24 protein-coding genes are annotated in these 23,257 nt (G+C 65.1%); 17 read left to right on the top strand and 7 right to left on the bottom strand.

The window, feature by feature from the left end; all coding sequences use genetic code 11:
- Positions 1–2 precede the first annotated feature (2 nt).
- The 13 genes from scpA (at position 3) to gloA (ending at position 13,278) form a co-directional block, all read left to right on the top strand.
- Positions 3–2,165, top strand: coding sequence for a methylmalonyl-CoA mutase (gene scpA, locus K2L43_RS09550; RefSeq protein ID WP_220637409.1), 2,163 nt, complete (start codon positions 3–5; stop codon positions 2,163–2,165).
- Entirely contained in the window at positions 2,162–3,190 is a 1,029-nt protein-coding gene (gene meaB / locus K2L43_RS09545) for a methylmalonyl Co-A mutase-associated GTPase MeaB (RefSeq protein WP_084002089.1), read from the top strand. Before scpA ends, meaB begins: the two co-directional genes overlap by 4 nt.
- A gap of 25 nt (positions 3,191–3,215) precedes the next feature.
- Positions 3,216–4,748, top strand: coding sequence for an acyl-CoA carboxylase subunit beta (locus tag K2L43_RS09540; RefSeq protein WP_015913374.1), 1,533 nt, complete (start codon positions 3,216–3,218; stop codon positions 4,746–4,748).
- A gap of 241 nt (positions 4,749–4,989) precedes the next feature.
- A complete protein-coding gene (locus K2L43_RS09535) occupies positions 4,990–7,038 on the top strand; it encodes an acetyl/propionyl/methylcrotonyl-CoA carboxylase subunit alpha (RefSeq protein ID WP_220637408.1) in 2,049 nt (682 codons plus the stop codon).
- 59 nt (positions 7,039–7,097) lie between these two features.
- Positions 7,098–7,559 (top strand): VOC family protein, encoded by a 462-nt coding sequence (locus K2L43_RS09530; RefSeq protein WP_015913377.1) that lies wholly within the window; start codon positions 7,098–7,100, stop codon positions 7,557–7,559.
- Between the two features lie 364 nt (positions 7,560–7,923).
- Positions 7,924–8,976 carry a biotin synthase BioB gene (bioB, locus tag K2L43_RS09525; protein ID WP_047351489.1) on the top strand — a complete coding sequence of 351 codons (1,053 nt, stop codon included), beginning with the start codon at positions 7,924–7,926 and terminating at the stop codon, positions 8,974–8,976.
- A 213-nt stretch (positions 8,977–9,189) separates the two neighbouring features.
- Entirely contained in the window at positions 9,190–9,705 is a 516-nt protein-coding gene (locus K2L43_RS09520; protein ID WP_103737680.1) for a VC1465 family Xer recombination activation factor, read from the top strand.
- Complete coding sequence (locus K2L43_RS09515; RefSeq protein WP_146052206.1) at positions 9,702–10,010, top strand: hypothetical protein; 309 nt, start codon at positions 9,702–9,704, stop codon at positions 10,008–10,010. The genes K2L43_RS09520 and K2L43_RS09515 overlap by 4 nt, the downstream gene beginning before the upstream one ends.
- 132 nt (positions 10,011–10,142) lie before the next feature.
- Entirely contained in the window at positions 10,143–10,421 is a 279-nt protein-coding gene (locus K2L43_RS09510; RefSeq protein ID WP_103737682.1) for a hypothetical protein, read from the top strand.
- Between the two features lie 295 nt (positions 10,422–10,716).
- Positions 10,717–11,136 (top strand): VC1465 family Xer recombination activation factor, encoded by a 420-nt coding sequence (locus K2L43_RS09505; RefSeq protein WP_220637407.1) that lies wholly within the window; start codon positions 10,717–10,719, stop codon positions 11,134–11,136.
- Between the two features lie 160 nt (positions 11,137–11,296).
- Positions 11,297–11,575 carry a toxin-antitoxin system HicB family antitoxin gene (locus K2L43_RS09500; protein ID WP_220637406.1) on the top strand — a complete coding sequence of 93 codons (279 nt, stop codon included), beginning with the start codon at positions 11,297–11,299 and terminating at the stop codon, positions 11,573–11,575.
- Positions 11,576–12,007: 432 nt separating this feature from the next.
- Positions 12,008–12,799, top strand: a complete 792-nt coding sequence (locus tag K2L43_RS09495) for an SDR family NAD(P)-dependent oxidoreductase (RefSeq protein WP_135149236.1) — start codon at positions 12,008–12,010, stop codon at positions 12,797–12,799.
- Positions 12,800–12,861: 62 nt separating this feature from the next.
- Positions 12,862–13,278: a lactoylglutathione lyase gene (gene gloA / locus K2L43_RS09490; RefSeq protein ID WP_220637405.1), complete on the top strand. Its 417-nt coding sequence runs from the start codon at positions 12,862–12,864 to the stop codon at positions 13,276–13,278.
- Positions 13,279–13,346: 68 nt separating this feature from the next.
- Here the strand turns inward: gloA and eda are convergent, their stop codons facing one another.
- From eda to K2L43_RS09460, 6 genes are all read right to left on the bottom strand, one after another.
- A complete protein-coding gene (gene eda, locus K2L43_RS09485; protein ID WP_220637404.1) occupies positions 13,347–13,994 on the bottom strand; it encodes a bifunctional 4-hydroxy-2-oxoglutarate aldolase/2-dehydro-3-deoxy-phosphogluconate aldolase in 648 nt (215 codons plus the stop codon).
- On the bottom strand, positions 13,985–15,802 hold the full coding sequence (gene edd / locus K2L43_RS09480) for a phosphogluconate dehydratase (RefSeq protein WP_220637403.1): 1,818 nt from the start codon (positions 15,800–15,802) through the stop codon (positions 13,985–13,987). The genes eda and edd overlap by 10 nt, the downstream gene beginning before the upstream one ends.
- Before the next feature lie 160 nt (positions 15,803–15,962).
- Entirely contained in the window at positions 15,963–16,973 is a 1,011-nt protein-coding gene (locus K2L43_RS09475; RefSeq protein WP_047351486.1) for a TRAP transporter substrate-binding protein, read from the bottom strand.
- A 44-nt stretch (positions 16,974–17,017) separates the two neighbouring features.
- The gene (locus K2L43_RS09470) at positions 17,018–18,298 is read right to left on the bottom strand and encodes a TRAP transporter large permease (RefSeq protein ID WP_103737686.1); all 1,281 of its coding nucleotides are present in this window, start codon (positions 18,296–18,298) and stop codon (positions 17,018–17,020) included.
- A gap of 8 nt (positions 18,299–18,306) precedes the next feature.
- On the bottom strand, positions 18,307–18,828 hold the full coding sequence (locus K2L43_RS09465; RefSeq protein WP_015913397.1) for a TRAP transporter small permease: 522 nt from the start codon (positions 18,826–18,828) through the stop codon (positions 18,307–18,309).
- A complete protein-coding gene (locus K2L43_RS09460) occupies positions 18,825–19,343 on the bottom strand; it encodes a gluconokinase (RefSeq protein ID WP_047351512.1) in 519 nt (172 codons plus the stop codon). Before K2L43_RS09460 ends, K2L43_RS09465 begins: the two co-directional genes overlap by 4 nt.
- A 244-nt stretch (positions 19,344–19,587) precedes the next feature.
- Here K2L43_RS09460 and K2L43_RS09455 point away from each other — a divergent pair, with 244 nt between their 5' ends.
- Positions 19,588–20,613 carry a LacI family DNA-binding transcriptional regulator gene (locus K2L43_RS09455; RefSeq protein WP_015913399.1) on the top strand — a complete coding sequence of 342 codons (1,026 nt, stop codon included), beginning with the start codon at positions 19,588–19,590 and terminating at the stop codon, positions 20,611–20,613.
- A 183-nt stretch (positions 20,614–20,796) separates the two neighbouring features.
- Here the strand turns inward: K2L43_RS09455 and K2L43_RS09450 are convergent, their stop codons facing one another.
- A complete protein-coding gene (locus K2L43_RS09450; protein ID WP_103737687.1) occupies positions 20,797–21,336 on the bottom strand; it encodes an OmpA family protein in 540 nt (179 codons plus the stop codon).
- A 62-nt stretch (positions 21,337–21,398) separates the two neighbouring features.
- Between K2L43_RS09450 and K2L43_RS09445 the strand changes: the two genes are divergently transcribed.
- Genes K2L43_RS09445 through pdxH form a run of 3 tightly spaced genes read left to right on the top strand, consistent with a single transcriptional unit; the run spans position 21,399 to position 23,245 of the window.
- Positions 21,399–21,992 carry a gamma-glutamylcyclotransferase gene (locus K2L43_RS09445; RefSeq protein ID WP_015913401.1) on the top strand — a complete coding sequence of 198 codons (594 nt, stop codon included), beginning with the start codon at positions 21,399–21,401 and terminating at the stop codon, positions 21,990–21,992.
- A 33-nt stretch (positions 21,993–22,025) separates the two neighbouring features.
- Positions 22,026–22,553 carry a superoxide dismutase family protein gene (locus tag K2L43_RS09440; RefSeq protein ID WP_220637402.1) on the top strand — a complete coding sequence of 176 codons (528 nt, stop codon included), beginning with the start codon at positions 22,026–22,028 and terminating at the stop codon, positions 22,551–22,553.
- 38 nt (positions 22,554–22,591) lie between these two features.
- Complete coding sequence (pdxH, locus tag K2L43_RS09435) at positions 22,592–23,245, top strand: pyridoxamine 5'-phosphate oxidase (protein ID WP_220637401.1); 654 nt, start codon at positions 22,592–22,594, stop codon at positions 23,243–23,245.
- Positions 23,246–23,257: the final 12 nt, after the last annotated feature.

Here is a 23,257-nt window from a genome sequence, read left to right as displayed (position 1 = left end):
CCATGAGCAGCCATCCTGATCCCATCTTCCAGTCCGCCGACCTTGCCGCCTGGGCCAAGGCCGCGGCCAAGTCCGCGCCCGGCGGCGACGTGAATGCCCTGAACTGGGTGACGCCCGACGGCATCAGCGTGAAGCCCCTGTACACGGCGCAAGATACGCAGGACCTGCCCTACGCCAATACGCTGCCGGGCTTCGAGCCCTACCTGCGCGGCCCGCAGGCAACCATGTACTCAGTGCGCCCCTGGACCATCCGCCAGTACGCGGGGTTTTCCACGGCCGAAGAATCCAACGCCTTCTACCGCAAAGCGCTGGCCGCGGGGGGGCAGGGCGTGTCGGTGGCCTTTGACCTGGCCACGCACCGCGGCTACGACAGCGACCACCCGCGCGTGACGGGCGACGTGGGCAAAGCGGGCGTCGCCGTCGACAGCGTGGAGGACATGAAGATCCTGTTCGACGGCATTCCGCTGGACAAGGTGTCTGTTTCCATGACCATGAACGGCGCCGTGCTGCCCGTGCTGGCCGGCTATGTGGTGGCAGCCGAGGAGCAGGGCGTGAGCCAGGACAAGCTGGCCGGGACCATCCAGAACGACATCCTCAAGGAGTTCATGGTCCGCAACACCTACATCTATCCGCCCAAGCCGTCGATGCGCATCATCGGCGACATCATCGAGTACACGAGCAAGAACATGCCCAAGTTCAACTCGATCTCGATCTCGGGCTACCACATGCAGGAAGCCGGCGCCAACCAGGCGCTGGAACTGGCCTTCACCCTGGCCGACGGCAAGGAATACGTGAAGACGGCCATCGCCAAGGGCATGGACGTGGACGATTTCGCCGGGCGCCTGTCGTTCTTCTGGGCGATCGGCATGAACTTCTACCTGGAGATCGCCAAGATGCGCGCCGCACGCCTGCTGTGGTGCCGCATCATGAAGGGTTTCAACGCCAAAAACCCCAAGAGCCTGATGCTGCGCACCCACTGCCAGACTTCGGGGTGGTCGCTCACCGAGCAGGACCCCTACAACAACGTGGTGCGCACCACCATCGAGGCCATGGCGGCCGTGTTCGGCGGCACGCAAAGCCTGCACACCAACGCGCTGGACGAAGCCATCGCGCTGCCCACCGAATTCAGCGCACGCATCGCGCGCAACACGCAGCTCATCATCCAGGAAGAGACCCACATCACCAACGTGATCGACCCCTGGGCCGGCTCCTACATGATGGAAAAGCTCACCCAGGACATGGCCGACGCCGCTTGGAAGATCATCGAAGAGGTCGAGGCGATGGGCGGCATGACCGCCGCCGTGGACTCCGGCTGGGCCAAGCTCAAGATCGAGGCCGCGGCTGCGGAAAAGCAGGCGCGCATCGATTCGGGCAAGGAAGTCATCGTCGGCGTGAACAAGTACAAGCTTGCCAAGGAAGACCCGGTGGACATCCTTGAGGTGGACAACGTCAAGGTGCGCGAGAATCAGATTGCGCGCCTCAACGCCATCAAGGCAAAACGCGATCAAACCCAGGTCCAAAAAGCGCTGGCTGCTCTTACTTCTGCAGCAGAAAGCGGCCAAGGCAACCTGCTGGATCTGTCGATCCAGGCGATTCGCGCACGCGCCACGGTGGGCGAGGTGTCCGACGCGCTGGAAAAAATCTTCGGGCGCCACCGCGCCGATACGCAAAAGGTGACCGGTGTGTACGCTGCTGCCTACGACTCGGCCGAAGGCTGGGAAAAGCTCAAGGGTGAAATCGATCAGGCAGCCGAACAGCTCGGTCGCCGCCCGCGCGTGATGATCGCGAAGCTCGGCCAAGACGGCCACGACCGCGGTGCCAAGGTGGTGGCCACGGCCTTTGCCGACCTGGGGTTCGATGTCGACATGGGCCCGCTGTTCCAGACCCCCGAGGAGTGCGCGCGCCAGGCCATCGAGAACGACGTGCACGCGGTGGGCGTCTCCACCCTGGCCGCGGGCCACAAGACGCTGGTGCCCGCCATCATCGAAGAACTGAAAAAGCAGGGCGCCGACGACATCATCGTCTTCGTGGGCGGCGTGGTGCCCGCGCAGGACTACGACTTCCTCTACGGTGCAGGCGTCAAGGGCGTCTATGGCCCCGGCACGCCGATCCCGGCCAGCGCCAAGGACGTGCTGGAGCAAATCAAGAAGGCGCAGGCGCAGTGACCCCCCAGCAGCTGCAAGAAGGCATCCTGCACGGCACGCCCGCCGTGCGGCGCCGCGCCATGGCCAAGGCCATCACGCTGCTGGAATCCACGCGGGCCGACCATCGCACGCAGGGCGACGAACTGCTCACCGCGCTGCTGCCGCACACGGGCCGGGCGTTTCGCCTCGGCATCAGCGGCGTGCCTGGCGTGGGCAAGAGCACCTTCATCGAAGCCTTGGGCCTGCACCTGATCGCACAAGGCCTGAAGGTGGCGGTGCTGGCCATCGACCCGTCATCCACCGTCTCGGGCGGCTCCATCCTCGGTGACAAGACGCGCATGGAGCACCTGTCGGTCCAACCCGATGCCTACATCCGCCCCAGCCCGTCCAGCGGCACGCTGGGCGGCGTGGCCGAGAAGACGCGCGAGGCCATGCTGGTGTGCGAGGCTGCGGGCTATGACGTGGTCATCATCGAGACCGTGGGCGTGGGCCAGAGCGAGATCGCCGTGCAGGGCATGACCGACATGTTCTGCGTGCTGCAGTTGCCCAACGCGGGCGACGACCTGCAGGCCATCAAGAAAGGTGTGATGGAGCTGGCCGACCTGGTGGTCATCAACAAGGCCGACATCGACCCGCACGCCGCCACACGCGCGCAGGCGCAGATCACTTCCAGCCTGCGCCTGCTGTCCATGCATGGCAACCCCGAGCATGCGCACCACGACGAATCCCTGTGGACGCCGAAGGTCATCACGCTCAGCGCGCTGAAAGGCGAGGGGGTGGATGGCTTCTGGGCCGCGGTGCAGGAGTTCCGCCGCCTGCAGACGGCCAACGGCCGCCTGGCCGCGCGGCGCGAGCGGCAATCCCTGGCGTGGATGTGGGAGCGCATCGACGCAGGCCTGAAGCAGGCCTTCCGCCAGCACCCGCAGGTGCGCGAGCTGCTGCCCCGCCTGCAGCAGGACGTGACCGCGGGGCGCATAGCGGCTTCCACTGCAGCACGAAATCTGCTTGCAGCGCAATCTGGACAAGCGCTGCAAGCTACTATTTAAATAGCACTTCACTGAAAGAGCGACCATGCAAGACATCCTGGATCAACTGGAGAAAAAGCGCGAACTCGCCCGCCTGGGCGGTGGCCAGAAGCGCATCGACGCCCAGCACAAGAAGGGCAAGCTCACCGCGCGCGAGCGCATCGAGCTGCTGCTGGACGACGGCACCTTCGAGGAATGGGACATGTTCGTGGAGCACCGCTGCACGGACTTCGGCATGGAGAACACCAAGATCCCCGGTGACGGCGTGGTCACCGGCTACGGCATGATCAACGGCCGCCTGGTGTTCGTGTTCAGCCAGGACTTCACGGTGTTCGGCGGCGCGCTGTCCGAGACCCACGCCGAGAAGATCTGCAAGGTCATGGACCAGGCCATGAAGGTCGGCGCGCCGGTGATCGGCCTGAACGACTCGGGCGGCGCGCGCATCCAGGAGGGTGTGGCTTCCCTGGGTGGCTATGCCGACGTGTTCCAGAAGAATGTGCTGGCGTCCGGCGTGATCCCGCAGATCAGCATGATCATGGGCCCCTGCGCGGGCGGAGCGGTATACAGCCCGGCCATGACCGACTTCATCTTCATGGTCAAGGACAGCTCGTACATGTTCGTGACCGGCCCCGAGGTCGTGAAGACCGTCACGCACGAAGAGGTCACGGCCGAAGAACTGGGCGGCGCCATCACGCACACCACCAAGAGCGGCGTGGCCGACATGGCCTTCGAGAACGACGTGGAGGCGCTGATGATGCTGCGCCGCCTGTACAACTACCTGCCGCTCAACAACAAGGAAAAGGCGCCCGTGCGCCCGAGCAACGACCCGGCCGACCGCGCCGACCTGTCGCTGGACACGCTGGTGCCCGACAACCCCAACAAGCCGTATGACATGAAGGAGCTGATCGTCAAGACGGTGGACGACGGTGACTTCTTTGAGCTGCAGCCCGACTACGCCAAGAACATTCTCATTGGCTTCGCGCGCATGGAAGGGCAGACCGTGGGCATCGTGGCCAACCAGCCGCTGGTACTGGCGGGTTGCCTGGACATCAAGAGCTCCATTAAGGCCGCGCGCTTCGTGCGCTTCTGCGATGCGTTCAACATCCCCGTCATCACCTTCGTGGACGTGCCCGGTTTCATGCCAGGCACCAGCCAGGAATACGGCGGCATCATCAAGCACGGCGCCAAGCTGCTCTACGCGTACGCCGAATGCACGGTGCCGAAGATCACCGTCATCACGCGCAAGGCCTACGGCGGCGCGTACGACGTGATGAGCTCCAAACACCTGCGCGGCGACGTGAACCTGGCCTGGCCGAACGCCGAGATCGCCGTGATGGGCGCCAAGGGCGCGGTGGAGATCATCTTCCGCGAGGACAAGAACGACCCCGCCAAGCTGGCCGCCCGCGAGGCTGAGTACAAGGCGCGCTTTGCCAACCCGTTCGTCGCCGGCGCACGCGGCTTCATCGACGACGTGATCCTGCCGCATGAGACACGCAAGCGCATCTGCCGCAGCCTGGCCATGCTCAAGAACAAGCAGCTTGATAACCCGTGGCGCAAGCACGGGAACATTCCGCTGTAAAGGAGAGTTGGCATGGCGCTGATCGCAAATATCAAAGCGCAGCCACTGCAGTCGGTCGCAAAGCACTCGACAGTTGAATGCACTTACACCGTAGTCATCACAGACGATGGGAAGTGCTTGCAGCTAGACACATACGGTTCTGCCGGGCGCGCTCTCCCTGGGAAAAGAGTCAAAGTCTTCGATTCAGTCCTGAAGCCCTTCAGCAACTGAAGCAAATCATTCAAGAAAACGGGTTGTGAGAATGTTCACCAAAATCCTGATTGCCAACCGCGGTGAAATCGCCTGCCGCGTCATCGCAACCGCCCGCAAGATGGGCATTGCCACCGTGGCCGTCTACTCCGACGCCGACAAGGACGCGCGCCATGTCAAGCTGGCCGACGAGGCCGTGCACATCGGCGCTGCGCCCAGCCGCGAGTCGTATCTGCTGGCCGACAAGATCATTGCTGCCTGCAAGCAGACCGGCGCGCAGGCGGTGCATCCGGGCTACGGCTTCCTGTCCGAGAACGAAGCCTTCGCCAAGCGGGTGGAGGAGGAGGGCATCGTCTTCATTGGCCCCAAGCATGCGGCGATCGCCGCCATGGGCGACAAGATCGCGTCCAAGAAGCTGGCCAACCAGGCGGGCGTGAACACCATCCCCGGATACAACGACCCCATCGCCGGGCCCGAGGCCGCGGTGGAGATCGCCAAGGGCATCGGCTACCCGGTGATGATCAAGGCCTCGGCCGGTGGCGGCGGCAAGGGCCTGCGCGTGGCGTTCAATGACAAGGAAGCCTTTGAAGGCTTTGCCAGTTGCCAGAACGAGGCGCGCAACAGCTTTGGCGACGACCGCATCTTCATCGAGAAGTTCGTGCAGGAGCCGCGCCACATCGAGATCCAGGTGCTGGGCGACGCCCACGGCAACGTGATCTACCTGAACGAGCGCGAATGCTCCATCCAGCGTCGCCACCAAAAGGTGATCGAGGAGGCGCCATCCCCCTTCATCAGCGACGCCACCCGCAAGGCCATGGGCGAGCAGGCCGTGGCCCTGGCCAAGGCCGTGGGCTACCAAAGCGCCGGCACGGTGGAGTTCGTGGTCGGCAAGGACCAGGACTTCTACTTCCTGGAGATGAACACCCGCCTGCAGGTGGAGCACCCGGTGACCGAGTGCATCACCGGTCTGGATCTGGTGGAACTCATGATCCGCGTGGCCGCCGGCGAAAAGCTCACCATCCGCCAGGAGGACGTGAAGCGCGACGGCTGGGCCATCGAGTGCCGCATCAACGCCGAGGACCCGTTCCGCAACTTCCTGCCCTCCACCGGACGGCTGGTGCGTTTCCAGGCGCCGGAAGAGTCCATGTTCCAGGGCGACACGACCAAGAAGTATGGCGTGCGCGTGGACACGGGTGTGTTCGAAGGCGGTGAAATCCCGATGTACTACGACTCGATGATCGCCAAGCTGATCGTGCACGGCCAGGACCGCAACGACGCCATCGAGAAGATGCGCGCTGCGCTCAACGGCTTCGTGATCCGCGGCATCAGCAGCAACATCCCTTTCCAGGCGGCGCTGCTGGCGCACCCGAAATTCGTGGCCGGCCAGTTCAACACCGGCTTCATTGCGGAGCACTACGGCAAGGGCTTCGCCGCCGAAGACGTGCCGCACGACGATCCGCTGTTCCTGGTGGCGCTGGCGGCGTACATGAACCGCCGCTACCGCGCGCGTGCATCGGGCATCAGCGGCCAGCTCACGGGTCATGAGGTGCAGGTGGGCGCGCAGTTCACCGTGGTGGTGCTGGGCGCACAGGGCAACAACATCCACCATGAAGTGACGGTCACCGACTACGAGCCAGAGAGCCGCTCCAGCGCCGTGACCATCGGCAGCACCACCTACCGCATCAGCAGTACGGCCGGCCTGGGCGACATCCGCGTGCAGGGCCAGTGCAACGGCAAGGGCTTCACGGCGCAGGTGGAGCGCGGTACGGCCAAGAACCCGCTGGCGCTGCGCATCAGCCACAACGGTACGCAGATCGACGCGCTGGTGCTGTCGCCGCTGGGCGCAAAGTTGCACCAGCTCATGCCCTTCAAGGCACCACCGGACCTGTCCAAGTTCCTGCTGTCGCCCATGCCGGGCCTGCTGGTGGACGTCGCGGTGCAGCCGGGCCAGAAGGTGCAGGCCGGCGAGAAGCTGGCCGTGATTGAGGCCATGAAGATGGAGAACATCCTCTTCGCGGCGCAGGACGGCGTGGTGGGCAAGATCGTCGCGGGCAAGGGCGAGTCGCTGGCGGTGGATCAGGTCATCCTGGAATTTCAATGAAAACAGCATCTAACGCTTGCCCTGCAAGCGCTAGCAGCTATCAATAAAGGAGTAAATGGATGACACGCCCCTTCAAAGTGCTGGGCATTCAGCAGGTGGCCATCGGCGGCACCGACAAGCAGCGCATGAAGACCTTGTGGGTGGACATGCTCGGCCTCACGCAGACGGGTACCTTCCAGAGCGAGCGAGAGAACGTGGACGAGGACATCCTTGCCATGGGGCAGGGCGCCTTCAAGGTGGAGGTGGACATCATGCAGCCCCTGGACATCGAGAAAAAGCCTGCCGTGCACGCCACGCCGCTGAACCACATCGGCCTGTGGATCGATGACCTGCCCAAGGCGGTGGAATGGCTGACCGCACAGGGTGTGCGCTTTGCGCCCGGGGGCATCCGCAAAGGCGCGGCGGGCTACGACATCACCTTCCTGCATCCCAAGAGCAATGACGAGTTCCCGATCGCCGGGGAGGGTGTCCTGATCGAACTGGTGCAGGCGCCGCCCGAGGTGATCGCGGCGTTGGGTTGAAAAGGACAAGCTTCGACGAAGCACCTGACTGCTGAAAAACAAGAGAGCCCTGGTCCATGCGACCAGGGCTTTTTTTATGGTCATGCCGCATCTTCAGCAAAAACAGCAGGGTGTTTCTGGTAATTAAGGGGAGTTAAATGGGAGTTGATGGCAGATGAACAACATGACTTGCTTCCTCCATCTTCATTCCCGCTTTTTCACTTATATGCTTTCAAGACACATTAAAAATAACGCAAATACGCTTCTTTTAGGCACATCTTTTTTCATCCTGCTTTTTGAACGCTAAACCTTCACAGACCACTCAAGCCTTTACACAATCAGGAGCAGCGCCCAGCAGTGGCGACCGCAGAACCGGAGAAATTTGATGACCTCAGCCACAACAGCCCCGCATACAACCCAGACCCTGCAGTTTCATCCTCGCGTTGCCGAGAGTGTTGCGACGCAGCGAGGGGAGGGCTGGAGCATTCAAGCGGTACAGGAGCTCCTCGAGCTTCCATTCATGGAACTGCTCTGGCGCGCGCAGGCCACGCACCGCGCACATTGGCCCCAGGGCGACATCGAATTGGCCACGCTGCTGTCCGTGAAAACAGGCGGCTGTCCGGAAAACTGCGGCTACTGCCCCCAGTCGGCGGAGTTCGATACCGGCGTGAAGGCTGAAAAACTCATGAGCGTGCAGGAGGTAACCCAGGCAGCGCAAGCCGCCAAGGACGCCGGCGCGACGCGCTTTTGCATGGGCGCCGCCTGGCGAGCTCCGAAGGACCGCGACATCGAAAAGATGAGCGAGCTGATCACCGCCGTGAAGGACCTAGGCTTGCAGACCTGCGCCACGCTGGGCATGTTGCAGTCGCACCAGGCCCAGGCGCTGAAGGATGCGGGACTGGACTACTACAACCACAACCTGGACACGGCCCCCGAGTACTACAGCGACGTGGTCAGCACGCGCCAGTACCAGGACCGGCTGGATACGCTGCGCCATGTGCGCGACGCAGGCATCAACGTGTGCTGCGGCGGCATCGTTGGCATGGGCGAAGCGCCGGTGCACCGCGCGGGTCTCATCGCGCAGTTGGCCAACCTAAACCCGTATCCGGAGTCGGTGCCCATCAACAGCCTGGTGCGTGTTCCCGGAACACCGTTGGCCGACAGCGAGCCGGTAGACCCGCTGGACTTCGTGCGCGTGATCGCGGTGGCCCGCATCACCATGCCCAAGGCTCGCGTACGCCTGTCCGCCGGCCGCCAGCAGCTTGGCGACGCGGTGCAGGCTTTGTGCTTCTTGGCGGGTGCCAATTCCATCTTCTATGGCGACAAGCTGCTCGTAACGGGTAACCCGGATGTAGAGGCCGACACCCAACTGCTGGCCAAACTGGGGTTGAAGGGTACGCCCAACCAAACCACCACAGAAACTGCTTGCGGTGCTTAATCTGCATGCGCTGTTTTGTACAGAGGATGCGCGCCCTGAATAATCGGGGTGTCACCAGAGCCGGGTACGGTTTTCGGTACGCCATCGAGTAAGCGGCAGGATTAGTCAATTCAATTATTTAACATAATATACATCGTATCTAGTAGCCTGGGACTGAGGCTGCGGCGCAATGACCGTGACACCCGTCTACAACAGGCGCAGAAGTTCCGGGCCATGTACCGCAACCTGGGCTTGGACCTGTCCGGCTGCGCGAAGCTTCTTCATGTGACCGAGCGGACTTTACATAACTGGGAGTGCGGCAAACACGACATTCCCTATGCCACGTTCAAGCTGTTGCGCTTGCTCAACGGCATGGAGCTGCCCGGCGAGTCCTGGCGCGGCTGGAGCTTCCAAGGCGGTAAGCTATGGTCTCCTGAGGGTCGCGCGTTCGTTGGAACGGACGGCGCTTGGTGGTCGCTCCTGGTGCGTCAGGCTCACGGTTACAGGGAGCTGATGGCGCGGGGCGCTGAGGGCCGGGCGGCAGCAGGCGGCAAGCGCAGCGCGGCTGCTGCCGACCGGGCGGCAGTGCCCGGCCCCGATGCGCCAGCATCGGTGAGGCGCGAAGCGCCTGCGCCTATCGTTTTGCCGCTGTTGGCGGTGCGTTTGGGCCTCTCCGGCTTTGCTACCCCCCCGAGTAACACGGGGGTAAACAACGGTGTCTCATATCGTGGAATGGGGGGCGTTGTATGAATCCCTATGAAGCGCCGCGCCCGCCTCGCAAGCGGCACTATCCGCGTGATGCAAAGTCCGGGGCATTCCGTCCCGTCGAACCCCTCGACGACATGATCTTGTTTGGCTTCGTGCGCGATTCGCACGAGTCGCTGACCCGTGCCGCTCGGTTCTTGGAGCGTGTCCCGATTGCTGGCGATGAGGTGGCGGTGGGTCAGGTTCGGGACTTTGTGGTTGCCTACCTGGAGGTGGTGGCCGCTGAGCTGGCGCGGGATCTTGTGGTGGGTGATGGCCGCGCCGATTTGATGGGCCTTAACGATGGCTGACCCTGTTTCTTGGGGCGTTGTCCCCTTCCCTGCTCCTGCAGAAATCGTTCCCGGGAGCGTAATTAAGGCGGGGTATCGGGCGATTATGGCGCCGCGAACCCCTGACCAAAACCAGTCTTAGGAGGACTGATCATGGCTGTTGTGAATGCTACTACGTTGGAGAATGGACGGCTTTCCGGCGCTGTCGAGGAGCGCTTGTTGAGGCTGAAGCAGTTGCTTCAGATGGTGCATGACGCTGTCGGGGAAGGAAATACCCCTGCATGGTTGTTCACGGTGGATGACTACGTGGTTGCCATTGATGATGCATTCAGGGCGTATCACGGTTCTGTTTGGGAAAAGCTCTTGCCCCTGGCGCGTGACGTTGAGTCCGCATCTGCGCGGCTGGGCATGAAACCCGTCACTCGGGCCTGATGGGGTATGGGGGCCGTGGCCCCCATGTAAGCGAAGCGAAACCACACGATTAAACCCGTGGCGATTATTTGCCGCGTGGCGGAGCGTTTGTGCCCTTCGGCTGCTTGATCGCGCCTTGATAAACGGTCTTATTATGTGGATAACTCGCAACCCCTCTTTTTTTATGCGCAAATGAAGATTATTATCTAGGGCATGCTGATAATGGCGATATACATCGTATCTAGTACGCCAGCGGCTGGGCCTGAGGCACCACGATCCCGAAACCCGCGCACAGCTTGGAGAGCGCTTCAAGGCGATGCGCCTGAACCTGGGATGGGACCGGGCCACCTGCGCGAAAAACTTTCACGTCACCGAGCGGACTTTACATAACTGGGAAACCGGCAAGAACGACATCCCGTTCACAGCCTACAAGCTGCTGCGCCTGCTGAACCGGATGGAGTTGCCCGGCGACTCGTGGCACGGCTGGTACTTCCTCGGGGGCACGCTCTACACCCCCGAGGGGCACCCGCTCACGGGCCAGGATGGCTCCTGGTGGTCGCTCTTGGTGCGCCGGGCCGCCATGTTCGATCAGCTCTGCACCCGGGTGCATGGGGGCGGAACGGTGGGCGCGAGAACGCCCGGGGGGGCCCCGCCTGCGGGGCGGGCCCGGGCGCGAGCGCGGCCGCCGTCCCCACGGCGCCAGCCGGGGGGCGGCGCGAAGCGCCGCCGCCCCTAGATTTATCAATAGAACATATCTGTACAGGGGTTGATGTACGTAGCAGTGCCGTTACCCCGAGGAAAGCGGATTTAAACCCCGCTCCAGCGTCGGCAGATGCTACTAACATGATAGCGACCATCTTGCCCCCTAGCGATTCAAAGTGGTACCATTTTGAACCATGGCATTCTCCGTCCGACTCTCCCCCGATCTCGAAGCCGACGCCCGCGCCCGCTGCGAGCGGCTGGGCATCAGCCTCAACGCCCTGGTGGCCGTGGCGCTTGACGATTACCTTCGAGGTGGCGCTGGCGCAGCAAGGCCGCCAGACGGCGACGCAGGCCCCTCGGAGTCCACGCCCGCCCCTGCCCCTCGCCCTGCCCGAGAAAAGCCCGCCAAAGCTGCCCCAGGGCCCCAGCTCAACCGCCAGCAACGCCGCTGGCTGGCCTCCCGTAAGGGGTGAGCCCCCGGGCAGTCCAGGGGAGGCGGGGGCGAACCCCGTCCCCGAAGTCCCCGTCCTGTCGCGCAGCGTGCCCCCTGCCTGGGGCCTGACGCTCCCAGCGCGCCCGCAACACCCATCCCCGCCCGTCCGGCACGCCCCTGCGGCGTCTGTCCCGCCACGCCCCGGCAACGGCCCGCCGCGAGCCACCCCGGCGGGATTAACTCAGACGGTGAATCCGCGCCCCGTGAAAACGGGATTTGATTATGTGGATAACCAATATGAAACTATTATCTCGAGATGGGGGAGATAATGCCCTATACATCGTATCTAGTACGCCAGCGGCTGGGCCTGAGGCACCACGATCCCGACATCCGCACCCAGCTCAGGGAACGATCCCACCCTCCGCGTAAACGTTCAGTGACCGGCCCTTGTCAATTGACTACGATGGCTGGCATGTCCCAAACACTCTCCACGTCAACTATCTCCTTGGGCCATCACGGTCGCGTGTGTATTGTCACGGGCGGTGCCCAGGGCATTGGCGAGGCCTGCGTGCGCAGGCTGGCGCGCGACGGTGCCAAGGTGGTGATCGCAGACATGGATGATGCCCGCGGACGTGCTCTTGCCGATGCGGTGCCGCAAGCCGCCTACATTCATTGCGATGTGGGCAACAAGTCCGAAGTGGATGCCCTGGTAGGTCAAACCATGGCGCTGCACGGGCGCATCGACGTATTGGTCAACAACGCGGGTATCTTCCGCGCTGCGGATTTTCTGGAGGTGACCGAGGAAGACTTCGACGCGGTACTGCGCGTGAACCTCAAGGGTGCCTTTCTCATGGGCCAGGCCGTGGCACGCGAAATGGTGCGCTCGGGCGGCGGCAGCATCGTGAACATGAGTTCCGTCAACGGCGTTTTGGCCATTCCGAACATCGCCAGCTACAACGTGAGCAAGGGTGGCATCAATCAGCTCACCCGCGTGATGGCGCTGGCGCTGGCGGACCGTGGCATCCGCGTGAACGCGGTGGCGCCCGGCACCATTGCCACGGAACTCGCCGCGAAGGCCGTGCTGACGAGCGACGAGGCCCGGCTCAAGATCATGAGCCGCACGCCGATGAAGCGCCTGGGTGAGCCCTCGGAGGTCGCTGATGTGGTGGCATGGCTCGCCAGCGACGCCGCCAGTTATGTGACCGGCGAGATCGTCACCGTGGACGGCGGCCGCATGACGCTCAACTACACCGTGCCGGTCTAGCCCAGCCCATCACTCTGCGCAACAGGCCGCAGGGTCTTTGGGTTGACGGCACAATCCATGCCATGAGACTTCTGCACATCATGCTGCGCGTTGGCAATCTCCAGCGCTCCATCGATTTCTACACCCAGGTGCTGGGCATGCAGTTGCTGCGCACCTCCGAAAACCCTGAATACAAATACTCTCTGGCCTTCCTGGGCTTCGAGGGCGGCAACCCCGGCCAGGCCGAGATCGAGCTGACGTACAACTGGGGGGTGGAAAGCTATGAGATGGGCACAGCCTACGGCCACATTGCCCTGGGCGTGCCCGACGCCTACGCCGCCTGCGAGAAGATCAAGGCCGCCGGCGGCACCGTGACGCGCGAGGCCGGGCCGGTCAAGGGCGGCACCACGGTGATCGCCTTTGTGACCGACCCTGACGGTTACAAGATTGAATTGATCGAGCGCAAGAGCGATGCCGGCGCAGGCACCGGTCTGCGCTAGTTTGCTCCTTATTTAATAGCTGCTAGCGCTTATCCACAAAGCGCTATAGCCCATTTTACTTGTATTCATCAAACCCGCTGCAACGCGCTGGCTTCGCGCGCTAGACGGGTGATGCGGGACCAGTCGCCCTGCTCCAGCGCATCCGCGGGCACCAGCCACGACCCGCCCACGCAGGCCACGTTCTTGAGCGCCAGAAACTCCGCCGCATTGCCGGGCTGGATTCCGCCCGTAGGACAGAACGCCACGTCGCCAAACGGCCCCTGCCACGCTTTCAGCATGGCCGTACCGCCCGCCTGCACCGCAGGGAAGAACTTGAGCGCAGACAAGCCCTCTTCCTGCGCCGTCATGATCTCGCTGCCCGTGGCCACGCCCGGCAGCAGCGGCAAGCCCGCATCCCGGCAGGCGCGGCCTACGGCGGGCGTAAAACCCGGACTGACGGCAAACCGCGCCCCGGCGCGCGCGGCAGCAACCGCATCAGCACTGGTGCGTACGGTGCCTGCGCCGACCACGGCATCGGGCACCTCCGCGGCGATGGCCCGCATGCATTCGAGGGCTTGCGGCGTGCGCAACGTCACCTCCAGCATGCGGATACCACCGGCGACCAGCGCGCGCGCCATCGGCACGGCATGCCGCACGTCGTGCAGAACGATGACCGGGATCACGGGCGCATCGCGCATCACATCGAGCGCCGTGAGGGTGGGTTGCGTCACAGCCATGTACAGGCCCCCTCTTCCGCGCTGAGCGCATTGCGCCGCATGCCGGCGAACAGTTCGCGCCCCCAACCGCGTGCGTTGTCCTGCAGCAAGCCGGGCGGCACGGTGGCAGGGGTGCGCGCCTGCCATTCGGCCGCATCGACCAGCACATTGAGCGTGCCCGCCACGGCATCCAGCCGGATGACGTCACCGTCGCGCACCAGCGCCAGCGGGCCGCCGGCATGCGCCTCGGGCGATGCGTGGATGGCCGCAGGCACCTTGCCCGAGGCGCCGCTCATGCGGCCGTCGGTGACCAGCGCCACCTTGTAGCCCTTGCCCTGCAGCACGGCCAGCGGCGGGGTGAGCTTGTGCAGTTCTGGCATGCCATTGGCCTGGGGCCCCTGCCAGCGCACCACGCAGACCACGTCGCGGTCCAGTTCGCCGGCCTGGAAGGCCTGCTGCAGTTCGCCCTGCGAGGCAAACACGCGTGCGGGCGCCTGCACCACATGCCGGTCGGGCGGCACGGCAGAGACCTTGATCACGCTGCGCCCCAGGTTGCCCGACAGCAGCTTGAGGCCGCCCGTGGCGCTGAAAGGGTCGGCCGCAGGGCGCAGCACGCTGTCGTCACGCGAGGCGCCGATGTCGGCCCAGTGCAGTTGCTGATCGGCGGTTCCCTGCGGCTCGCGCGTGTATTCGCGGATACCTCCAGGGCGAACGGTGAGCACGTCCTCATGCATCAGCCCGGCATCGAGCAGCTCGCGGATCACATAGCCGGGGCCGCCGGCGGCCTGGAATTGGTTCACGTCCGCGCTGCCGTTGGGGTACACGCGCGCCAGCAACGGCACGACGGCGGACAGGGCGGAAAAGTCGTCCCAGTCGATCACGAGGCCCGCCGCGCGCGCCACAGCCACCCAGTGGATCAGGTGGTTGGTGGATCCTCCCGTGGCCAGCAGCGTCACCATGGCGTTGACGATAGCGCGCTCGTCTACCACGCGCCCGATAGGTGGGCATGACGCCCCCTTGTCGCCCAGCACCGTGCGTGCGGCCTCGCGCGTGAGTTCCTGGCGCAGCGCCTGACCCGGGTTCACGAAGGCCGTGCCCGGCACATGCAGGCCCATGGCCTCCAGCATCATCTGATTGCTGTTGGCCGTGCCGTAGAAGGTGCAGGTGCCCGGCGAGTGGTAAGCGGCCATCTCGGCCTCCAGCAGTTCACCGCGGCCCACCAGACCTTGCGCGGCCTGCTCGCGCACCTTGGCCTTGGCGCTGTTGGACAGGCCCGAAGTCATCGGCCCCGCCGGCACGAACACCGTGGGCAGATGGCCGAACTGCAGCGCACCCACCAGCAGACCAGGCACGATCTTGTCGCACACACCGAGCATGAGCGCGCCATCGAACACGTCGTGGCTCAGCGCCACGGCCGTGGCCATGGCGATCACGTCGCGGCTGAACAGGCTTAACTCCATGCCGGGTGTGCCCTGCGTCACGCCATCGCACATGGCGGGTACGCCGCCGGCCACCTGGGCCGTGGCCCCGCGCTTGCGCACCTCGTCCTTGATCAGGTCCGGGTAATGCTGTAGTGGCGCATGGGCCGACAGCATGTCGTTGTACGCCGTGACGATGCCGATGTTGGGTGCCTTCTGGACCACCACACGCAGCTTGTCGTTGCCAGGCATGCCGGCGAAGGCGTGGGCCACATTGGCGCAACCCAGGCGGTCTGCACCGCGGTCGCGGCGCGCCTGGAACTCAAGCTGCTGCAGATAGGCGCCGCGCGTAGGGGCGCTGCGCTGGCGGATGCGCTCGGTGACGGTGTGGACGGTGTCGTGCAGGGGCATGCTGGGTGGCGCGAGGGCGGCTGAAGGAAGGTTGCAGAAAACGGCTGCGGGCAAGCATTGCCCTGGGATCCTACGCGCCCGTGGGCGGCACAGGTGTAGGCCGAGGGCACATGGGCGGGGAACCGAAGGCAGGCGCCGCCGCCTGCCCCGCCCTTCGGGCTTACTTGGCGTTGCGCGCCTGCTGGACGGCGGCGTTCACCTCGTCCCAGGTCTGCTGGCCCACCGACTTGGCGATGCCCGCGTTCACGCTGACCAGCTTTTCGCGCATGCGGTTGGCCTCGGCGGCCGACAGCTCGTTGACCTGCATGCCCTTGCCTTTCAGGTCGGCCAGGGCCTTGGCGGCCTCTTCACGTGTGTCCTTGCGCTCGAAGTCGCGGCTCTTGATGGCGGCGTCCTGCAGCACCTTCTTTTCGGCGGCGGACAGGCCGTCCCACCATTTCTTGCTCACCGTGACGATCCAGGGGCTGTACACGTGGTTGGTCACCGTGAGGTACTTCTGCACCTCGTAAAACTTGCTGGAGACGATGGTGTTGTAGGGGTTCTCCTGGCCGTCCACGGCGCGCGTTTCCAACGCGGTGAACAGCTCGGAGAACGGCAGCGGCACGGCGTTGGCGCCCAGGGCCTTGAAGCTGTCGAGGAACACGTTGTTCTGCATCACGCGCAGCTTGATGTCGTTCAGGTCTTCCAGCTTGGCGACGGGGCGCTTGCTGTTGGTGAGGTTACGGAAACCGTTCTCCCAATACACCAGGCCCACCATGCCCTTGGCTTCCAGCTTGGCCTTGATCTTGTCGCCCACGGGGCCGTCCAGCACCACATCGGCTTCCTTGGCGTTGCTGAAGAGGAACGGCGTGTCCCACACGGCCATCTCCGGCACCAGGCCCACCAGCGTGGCGGTGGAGCCCACCATCATCTCCTGCGCGCCGCCGATCAGCGCCTGCTGCATCTGCGTGTCGGAGCCCAGCGAGGCGTTGCCAATGGCACGCACCTTCATCTTGCCGCCGGTGGCCTTTTCCACTTCTTGCGCAAACATGCGGGCCGCGCGGCCCTGGTTGGAGTTGTCCACCAGGCCATAGCCGAAACGCACGATGCGCGGCTTGAAGTCCTGCGCCTGTGCAGCGCCGGTGGCAACGAGTGCGGCCACGAGGCCGGCAAGAGCAAAGCGTATACGCATGGGAAGTCTCCTTTGGACAGTCAGGGTGAAAAGGGATGAAAAGCTCAGTGCATCCAGCGCAGCGGCGCGGTGATGAGGGCCGGGAACAGCGTGAACAGGACCGCCAGCAGCACATACACGGCCAGGAACGGCGTGGTGCCCTTGATCACGGTCTCCATGCGCAGGCGGCCCACGCCCGCCACCACGTTCTGCACCGTGCCCACGGGCGGCGTGATCAGGCCGATGCAGCCCACATAGATGAACATGAAGCCGAAGTACACGGGGTCGATGCCTGCCTTGGCGGCCAGCGGCGCGCAGACGGGGCCGAAGATCAGGATGGTGGGCGTGAGGTCCATGGCCGTGCCCACCACCAACAGGAAGGTCATCATCAGCGCCATGAACAGCACGGGGTTGCCCATCACGCCGGCGAAGCTGTCGGCCAGCATGTTGGGCAGGTCGGCCAGGGTGATCATGTAGGCCGTGACGGTGGCGGCGCCGCACAGGAACATGACCACCGCCGTGGTCTTGCCCGCGGCCAGGAATACGTCGTACAGCTGCGACCGGTTCAGTTCGCGGTACACGAACATGGACACCAGCAGCGCATACACGGCGGCGACCACGGCGGCCTCGGTGGGCGTGAAAATGCCGCCGCGCAGGCCGCCCAGGATGATGACCGGCATCATCATGGCCCAGAAGCTCTTGGTCAGCGCCTTCATGCGCGGGCCCCACGCCACGCGCTCCATCGAGGGCAGGTCGTGGCGGCGCGCAATCCAGGCCCAGGCGCCAATCAGGAAGATGCCCATCATCAGGCCCGGAGCCACGCCCGAGAGGAACAGCTTGCTGATCGAGGTATTCGTCGTCACCCCGTAGATCACGAACGGCATGGACGGCGGGATGATCGGCGCGATGATGCCGCCGGACGCCAGCAGGCCCGCGCTGTAGCTCATCGGGTATTTCTGCTCGCGCATCATCGGCAGCAGGATGGTGGCCAGCGCCGCCGTGTCTGCAATGGCCGAGCCGCTCATGGACGCCAACAGCACGGCCGCGCCAATCACCACGAAGCCCAGCCCGCCGCGGATATGCCCCACGAAGGCGCGCGCCAGGTCGATGATGCGCCGCGACAGGCCGCCCGCGTTCATCAGCTCGCCCGCCAGGATGAAGAACGGCACGGCCAGCAGCGGAAAGTTGTCAAAGCCGGCCTGCAGGTTTTGCGCCAGCAGCTGCGAATCGAAGAAATCCAGGTGCCACATCAGGGCGACACCCGTCAGCACCAGGGCGTGGGCGATGGGCATGCCGATCACCATGCCGCCGATGAGCACCAGAAGAAAGATGGCGGTAACGATCATGGTGCGCCCTACTCCACCGACGTTTCCGCGTCGCTGCCATGCGGCAGCGGCTCGCCGCGGCGCAGATCCACCACCACGCCCACCAGCAGGCCCACGGCCAGTACCAGCGTCGCCGCGGCGCCCAGCGCCAGCGGATAACCCAGCACGGTGCTGTAGCTGCCCATGCCGGCGATCACCTGTTCCCACGAACCCTTGAGCAGCAGCAGCATGCCGCCCGCCACCAGAGCCTGGCTGGCCCAGAACAGCAGCTTGCGCGAGCGGCCCTTCAGGCGCGAAGTGAGCATGTCGAAGCCCAAGTGCTTGCCCTCAAAGGCCGCGACGATGGTGCCCACCGCCACCAGCCACACGAACAGCAGGCGCGAGATCTCCTCGTACGAGACGATGCTCGTGGAGAACACGTAGCGCAATACCACGTTGACGAACACGGCCACGACCATGCCGGCCAGTGCGAGCACCATGAAATGCTCGGCCAGGCGCTGCACCAGGGGCTTGCGCGGCCGTTCCTGCGGGGAGGGGGAAGAAGCGCTCATGCACTGTCTCCGGAAGACGACGAAAGGGAAGCAGCTGCGTTGCCGCGCAGCCATTGGACGACGGACCGGGCCAGCTCGTCCACGGGGCGTGTGGCATCCAGCGTCAACACGCGCGGCTCGCCCTCGGGCGACTCCAGCGTGGCGAACTGATCGGCCACCAGAGCGGGCGAAAAGAAATGCCCCGCGCGCGTCTGCACGCGCTGCAATGCCTGCTCATAGTCCAGCGCCAGAAACACGAATCCCACGCGCGGGTTGCCCGCACGCAGGCGATCGCGGTATTTGCGGCGCAGCGCCGAGCAGGTCAGCACTACGCCCGCCGTGCCCGCAGGCGCCGCCAGCAATGCGGCCAACCGGTCCAGCCAGCCCGCGCGGTCGGCATCGGTCAAGGGCACGCCGGCGCGCATTTTGGCAATGCTCTCGGGAGCATGGTGGGCATCGCCCTCATGCAGCACCCAGCCCAGCGTTTTTGCGCAGGCCTCGCCCACGCTGGACTTGCCGCAGCCGGAAACGCCCATCACCACGATGGCATCGATGTCACAGGTCAAGATAGCGCTATCTCTAAAGATTCAAAAAAACGGCTGCATCCCAGGACGCAAGCCGTTCACCCGAAGTTCACGGCTTCACGCCGCGGCTTCTCATGGAGAAATTTCGCTGCATCGCATGGGGAGAAGCTACTCCTCCCCACAAACCCGCGAAAACCCCATGAAAGATAGCGCTATCTTAAGGGACAATTTTGGCCAGAATTCCTAGGAATAACCCTTGACCGCCAACCGACGACCGCGCCGCTCCAGCGGCCGCATCACCCTGAACGACGTGGCAGGCGCCGCCGGCGTGAGTCCCATCACCGTGTCGCGTGCCCTGCGCGGCGAACGCACCGTGGACCCTGCGTTGGCCGAACGCGTGCGCGAGGCGGCCGATCGGCTGGGCTACGTACCCGACCCGGCCGCGCGCGCGCTGGCGTCGCAGCGCAGCACGCAGGTGCTGGTGCTGGTGCCGCTGCTGTCCAACGCGCTGTTCGTGGATCTGCTGGAGGCGGTGCACCGCACGCTGTTCCCCAAGGGCTTTCAGCCGCTCATCGGCGTGACCCACTACGACAGCGCCGAGGAAGAGTTGCTGCTGCGCACCTACCTGCCCCACCGCCCCGCCGGCCTGCTGGTGACGGGGTTCGACCGCAGCGAGGCCGCACGCCAGCTCATCGTGCACAGCGGCGTGCCCTGCGTGCACCTCATGGAGACCAGCGCCGCGCCTGGTGTGGCCTGCGTGGGCTTTTCGCAGCAGGACGCGGGCGCCACCATCACGCGCCACCTCCTGGAACGCGGGCGCAAGCGCATCGCCTTTTGCGCCGCGCAACTGGACCCGCGCGTGCTGCAGCGTGCTGAAGGGTACCGGCGCACCCTGCGCGAAGCGGGCCTGTACGACCCGCGCCTGGAGTTGCTAAGCCCCGAGCGCTCTTCCATCGCCCTGGGCGCCCGGCTGTTCGAGGACCTGGTGCAACGCATGCCCGACGTGGACGCCATTTTCTTTTGCAACGACGACATTGCCCAGGGCGGGCTGCTGGCGGCCAACCGCATGCGCATCGACGTGCCGGGGCGCATCGCCGTCGCGGGATTCAACGACTTGGCCGGCAGCGCGCAGATGGTGCCGCCGCTGACCACCATCCGCACACCGCGCAGCGAAGTCGGCCGCGCCGGCGCCGACATGCTGCTGGGCCTGATGCGCGGCACGCTGGCCCAGCCGCAGTGCGTGCAGCTGGACTACGAGCTGATCGTGCGCGAGAGTACGTGAACAAGGATGCAGCGCAGTGCGCTACAGCTTTGGTAGCTTTTCGCGCTTGCAAATCAAGCACTCAAGGCAAAAAAGTACCTGAATCCTTCTTCAAACAAGCGCGACCAGCTATTGAATATGTAGCACGCCAGACACAAAAAAGCCCGGCATTACCGGGCTTTCGCAGGCTTGGCGCATCCAGGCTCAGGGAGCCAGAATCACCTCCACGCGGCGCGCCTCGGCATTGCTGCCGCTGCCCTGCGTGGCTTCGGGCTTCTTCAGCTCCACCTTCTCTTCGGCCACACCCAGGGCCTTCAGGGCGTCGCGCACGGCCAGCGCGCGCTGCTTGGCCAGCTCGGCGTTCACGGCCGCGTCGCCCGTGGCGTCATGGAAGCCCGACACCACGGCGGTCTTGCCGCCGTCCACCACGCCCTTGACCACGTCGCCCAGCGCTTCGTTGGCGCCCGGGGCCAGCTCGGCCTTGCCAGTGGCGAAGAAGAACTTCACCACACCGCCCTCCACCACCACGCTGGCGGCGTCCTCGGTGATCATGATCACCACGCCGGGCGCGGCTGCCTCAGCCGCAGGGACCACAGCGGCGGCCGGCGCCTTGGGGGCGTGGGCAATGCCACGCTTGTAGACCACCACGCCCACGACGGTGGAGACCACCAGCGCGATCAGCGCAAAGAGGAACCCGAGTGCGAAGCGTTGCTGGCTGTCGTCGTCGGAGCTGTTGAAGGACATGTTGAGAACTCCCGTGAATAATCGGTGCGTTGGACAAAACCCATCGATTGTAGAGTCTCGCCATGCCGCCGCTTGCCGCTCCCCTGCGTGACCCCGCCCCCATGCTCGACCGCGCGCTGCATGAATGGGGCGGGCGGGACGACCTGTGGATCTTTGGCTATGGCTCGCTGATCTGGCGGCCCGACTTTGCCTACGCCGAGCGGCGCGCGGCCACGGTGCACGGCTGGCACCGGGCTTTGAAGATGTGGAGCCGCGTGAACCGCGGCACGCCCGAATGCCCGGGCCTGGTGTTCGGCATGCTGTCGGGCGGCAGTTGCCGCGGCATGGTGTTCCGCGTGGACCACAGCCACGCGCGCCAGGTCATGGTCAACCTGTGGCAGCGCGAGATGGTCCTGGGCGTATACGACCCGCGCTGGCTCAACTGCCGCACGCCCCAAGGTGCGGTGCGCGCGCTGGCGTTCACGCTGTCGCGCAAGAGCCCCAGCCACACGGGCGTGCTGGCGGACGAGGAATACCGCCGCATCTTCGCGCAGGCCAGCGGCATCTACGGCACCACGCGCGACTACGCCGAGGCCACGCACGCCGAGCTGCAGCGCATGGGCATCCACGACCGAGCGCTCTCGCGTCTGATTGCGTTGGCGCGCGAACCGCGTTAGTTTGGCGGTTTTCAACCCTCCTGGAGAAATCGCATGTCCCTTCGCTACCTCCCCACGGGCGCGGCCCTGGCGGCTGCCGTCGCACTCGCCGGCTGCGCATCCATGTCCAGCGCGCCCTCGGCCACCGCACGGCTGGAGCCTACGCGCGGCAACAGCACCCAGGGCACGGTGCGCTTCGTGCAGAACGGTGATGCGGTGCGCGTCAGCGGCACGGTCAGCGGGCTCAAGCCGGGGGCGGAGCACGGCTTTCACATCCATGAAAAAGGCGACTGCTCCAGCGGGGACGGCAACAGCGCGGGCGGCCACTTCAATCCCACGGGCACACCGCACGGCCAGCACGGCAAGGGACCGCACCACACCGGCGACCTGCCCAGCCTGCGCGCGGACGGCAGCGGCGTGGCCACCTTCAACTTCGAGTCGCGCAGCATTCGCGTGGGCTCCGGCGCCACCGACATCGTGGGTCGCGGCCTGATCGTGCATGCCAACCCCGACGATTACGTCACCCAACCCACCGGCAACGCGGGCGCGCGCCTGGCGTGCGCGGTGATCGCCGGTCGCTGATCGTGCAGGGCTGGGCGCCCTGCGGGCACAATCCCCGCATGAGCCACAGCCCTCTTTCCTCCTCCATCGCCGACCTGCGCAAAAGCTACGAGCGCGCCGAGCTCAGCGAGGACGCCTCCCACGCCGATCCCTTGCAGCAGTTCGACCAATGGCTGCGCGAAGCCATAGCTGCCCAGGCGCCCGAGCCCAACGCCATGACCGTGGCCACCGTGGGCAGCGACCTGCGTCCCAGCACCCGGGTGGTGCTCATCAAGGGATATGACGCGCAGGGCATCGTCTGGTACACCAACTACGACAGCCGCAAGGGCCGCCAGATCGCGGGCAACCCCTATGCCGCGCTGCAGTTCCATTGGGTGGAACTGGAGCGCGTGGTGCGCATCGAGGGCGTGGTGGAAAAGGTGAGCGAGGCCGAGAGCGACGCCTACTTCCACAGCCGCCCGCTGGACTCGCGCATCGGCGCCTGGGCCAGTCCGCAAAGCCAGGTCATCCCCAGCCGCGGCGTGCTGGTGGCCAACGCGGCCAAGTACGGCGCGCAGTTCCTGCTCAAGCCGCCCCGCCCGCCGCACTGGGGGGGCTTTCGCCTGCGGCCGGATCAGTGGGAGTTCTGGCAGGGCCGCAAGAGCCGCCTGCACGACCGGTTGCGCTACCGGCTGGAGGGCGGCGCGTGGGAGCGCGAGCGGCTGGCGCCGTAAGCGCCCGGAAGA

The organism is Diaphorobacter sp. MNS-0, from assembly GCF_019602835.1.
Lineage (GTDB): Bacteria > Pseudomonadota > Gammaproteobacteria > Burkholderiales > Burkholderiaceae_C > Diaphorobacter > Diaphorobacter nitroreducens.
Note: the sequence above shows the minus strand (reverse complement) of the source record. Positions and strands in the feature narration are given on the sequence as shown.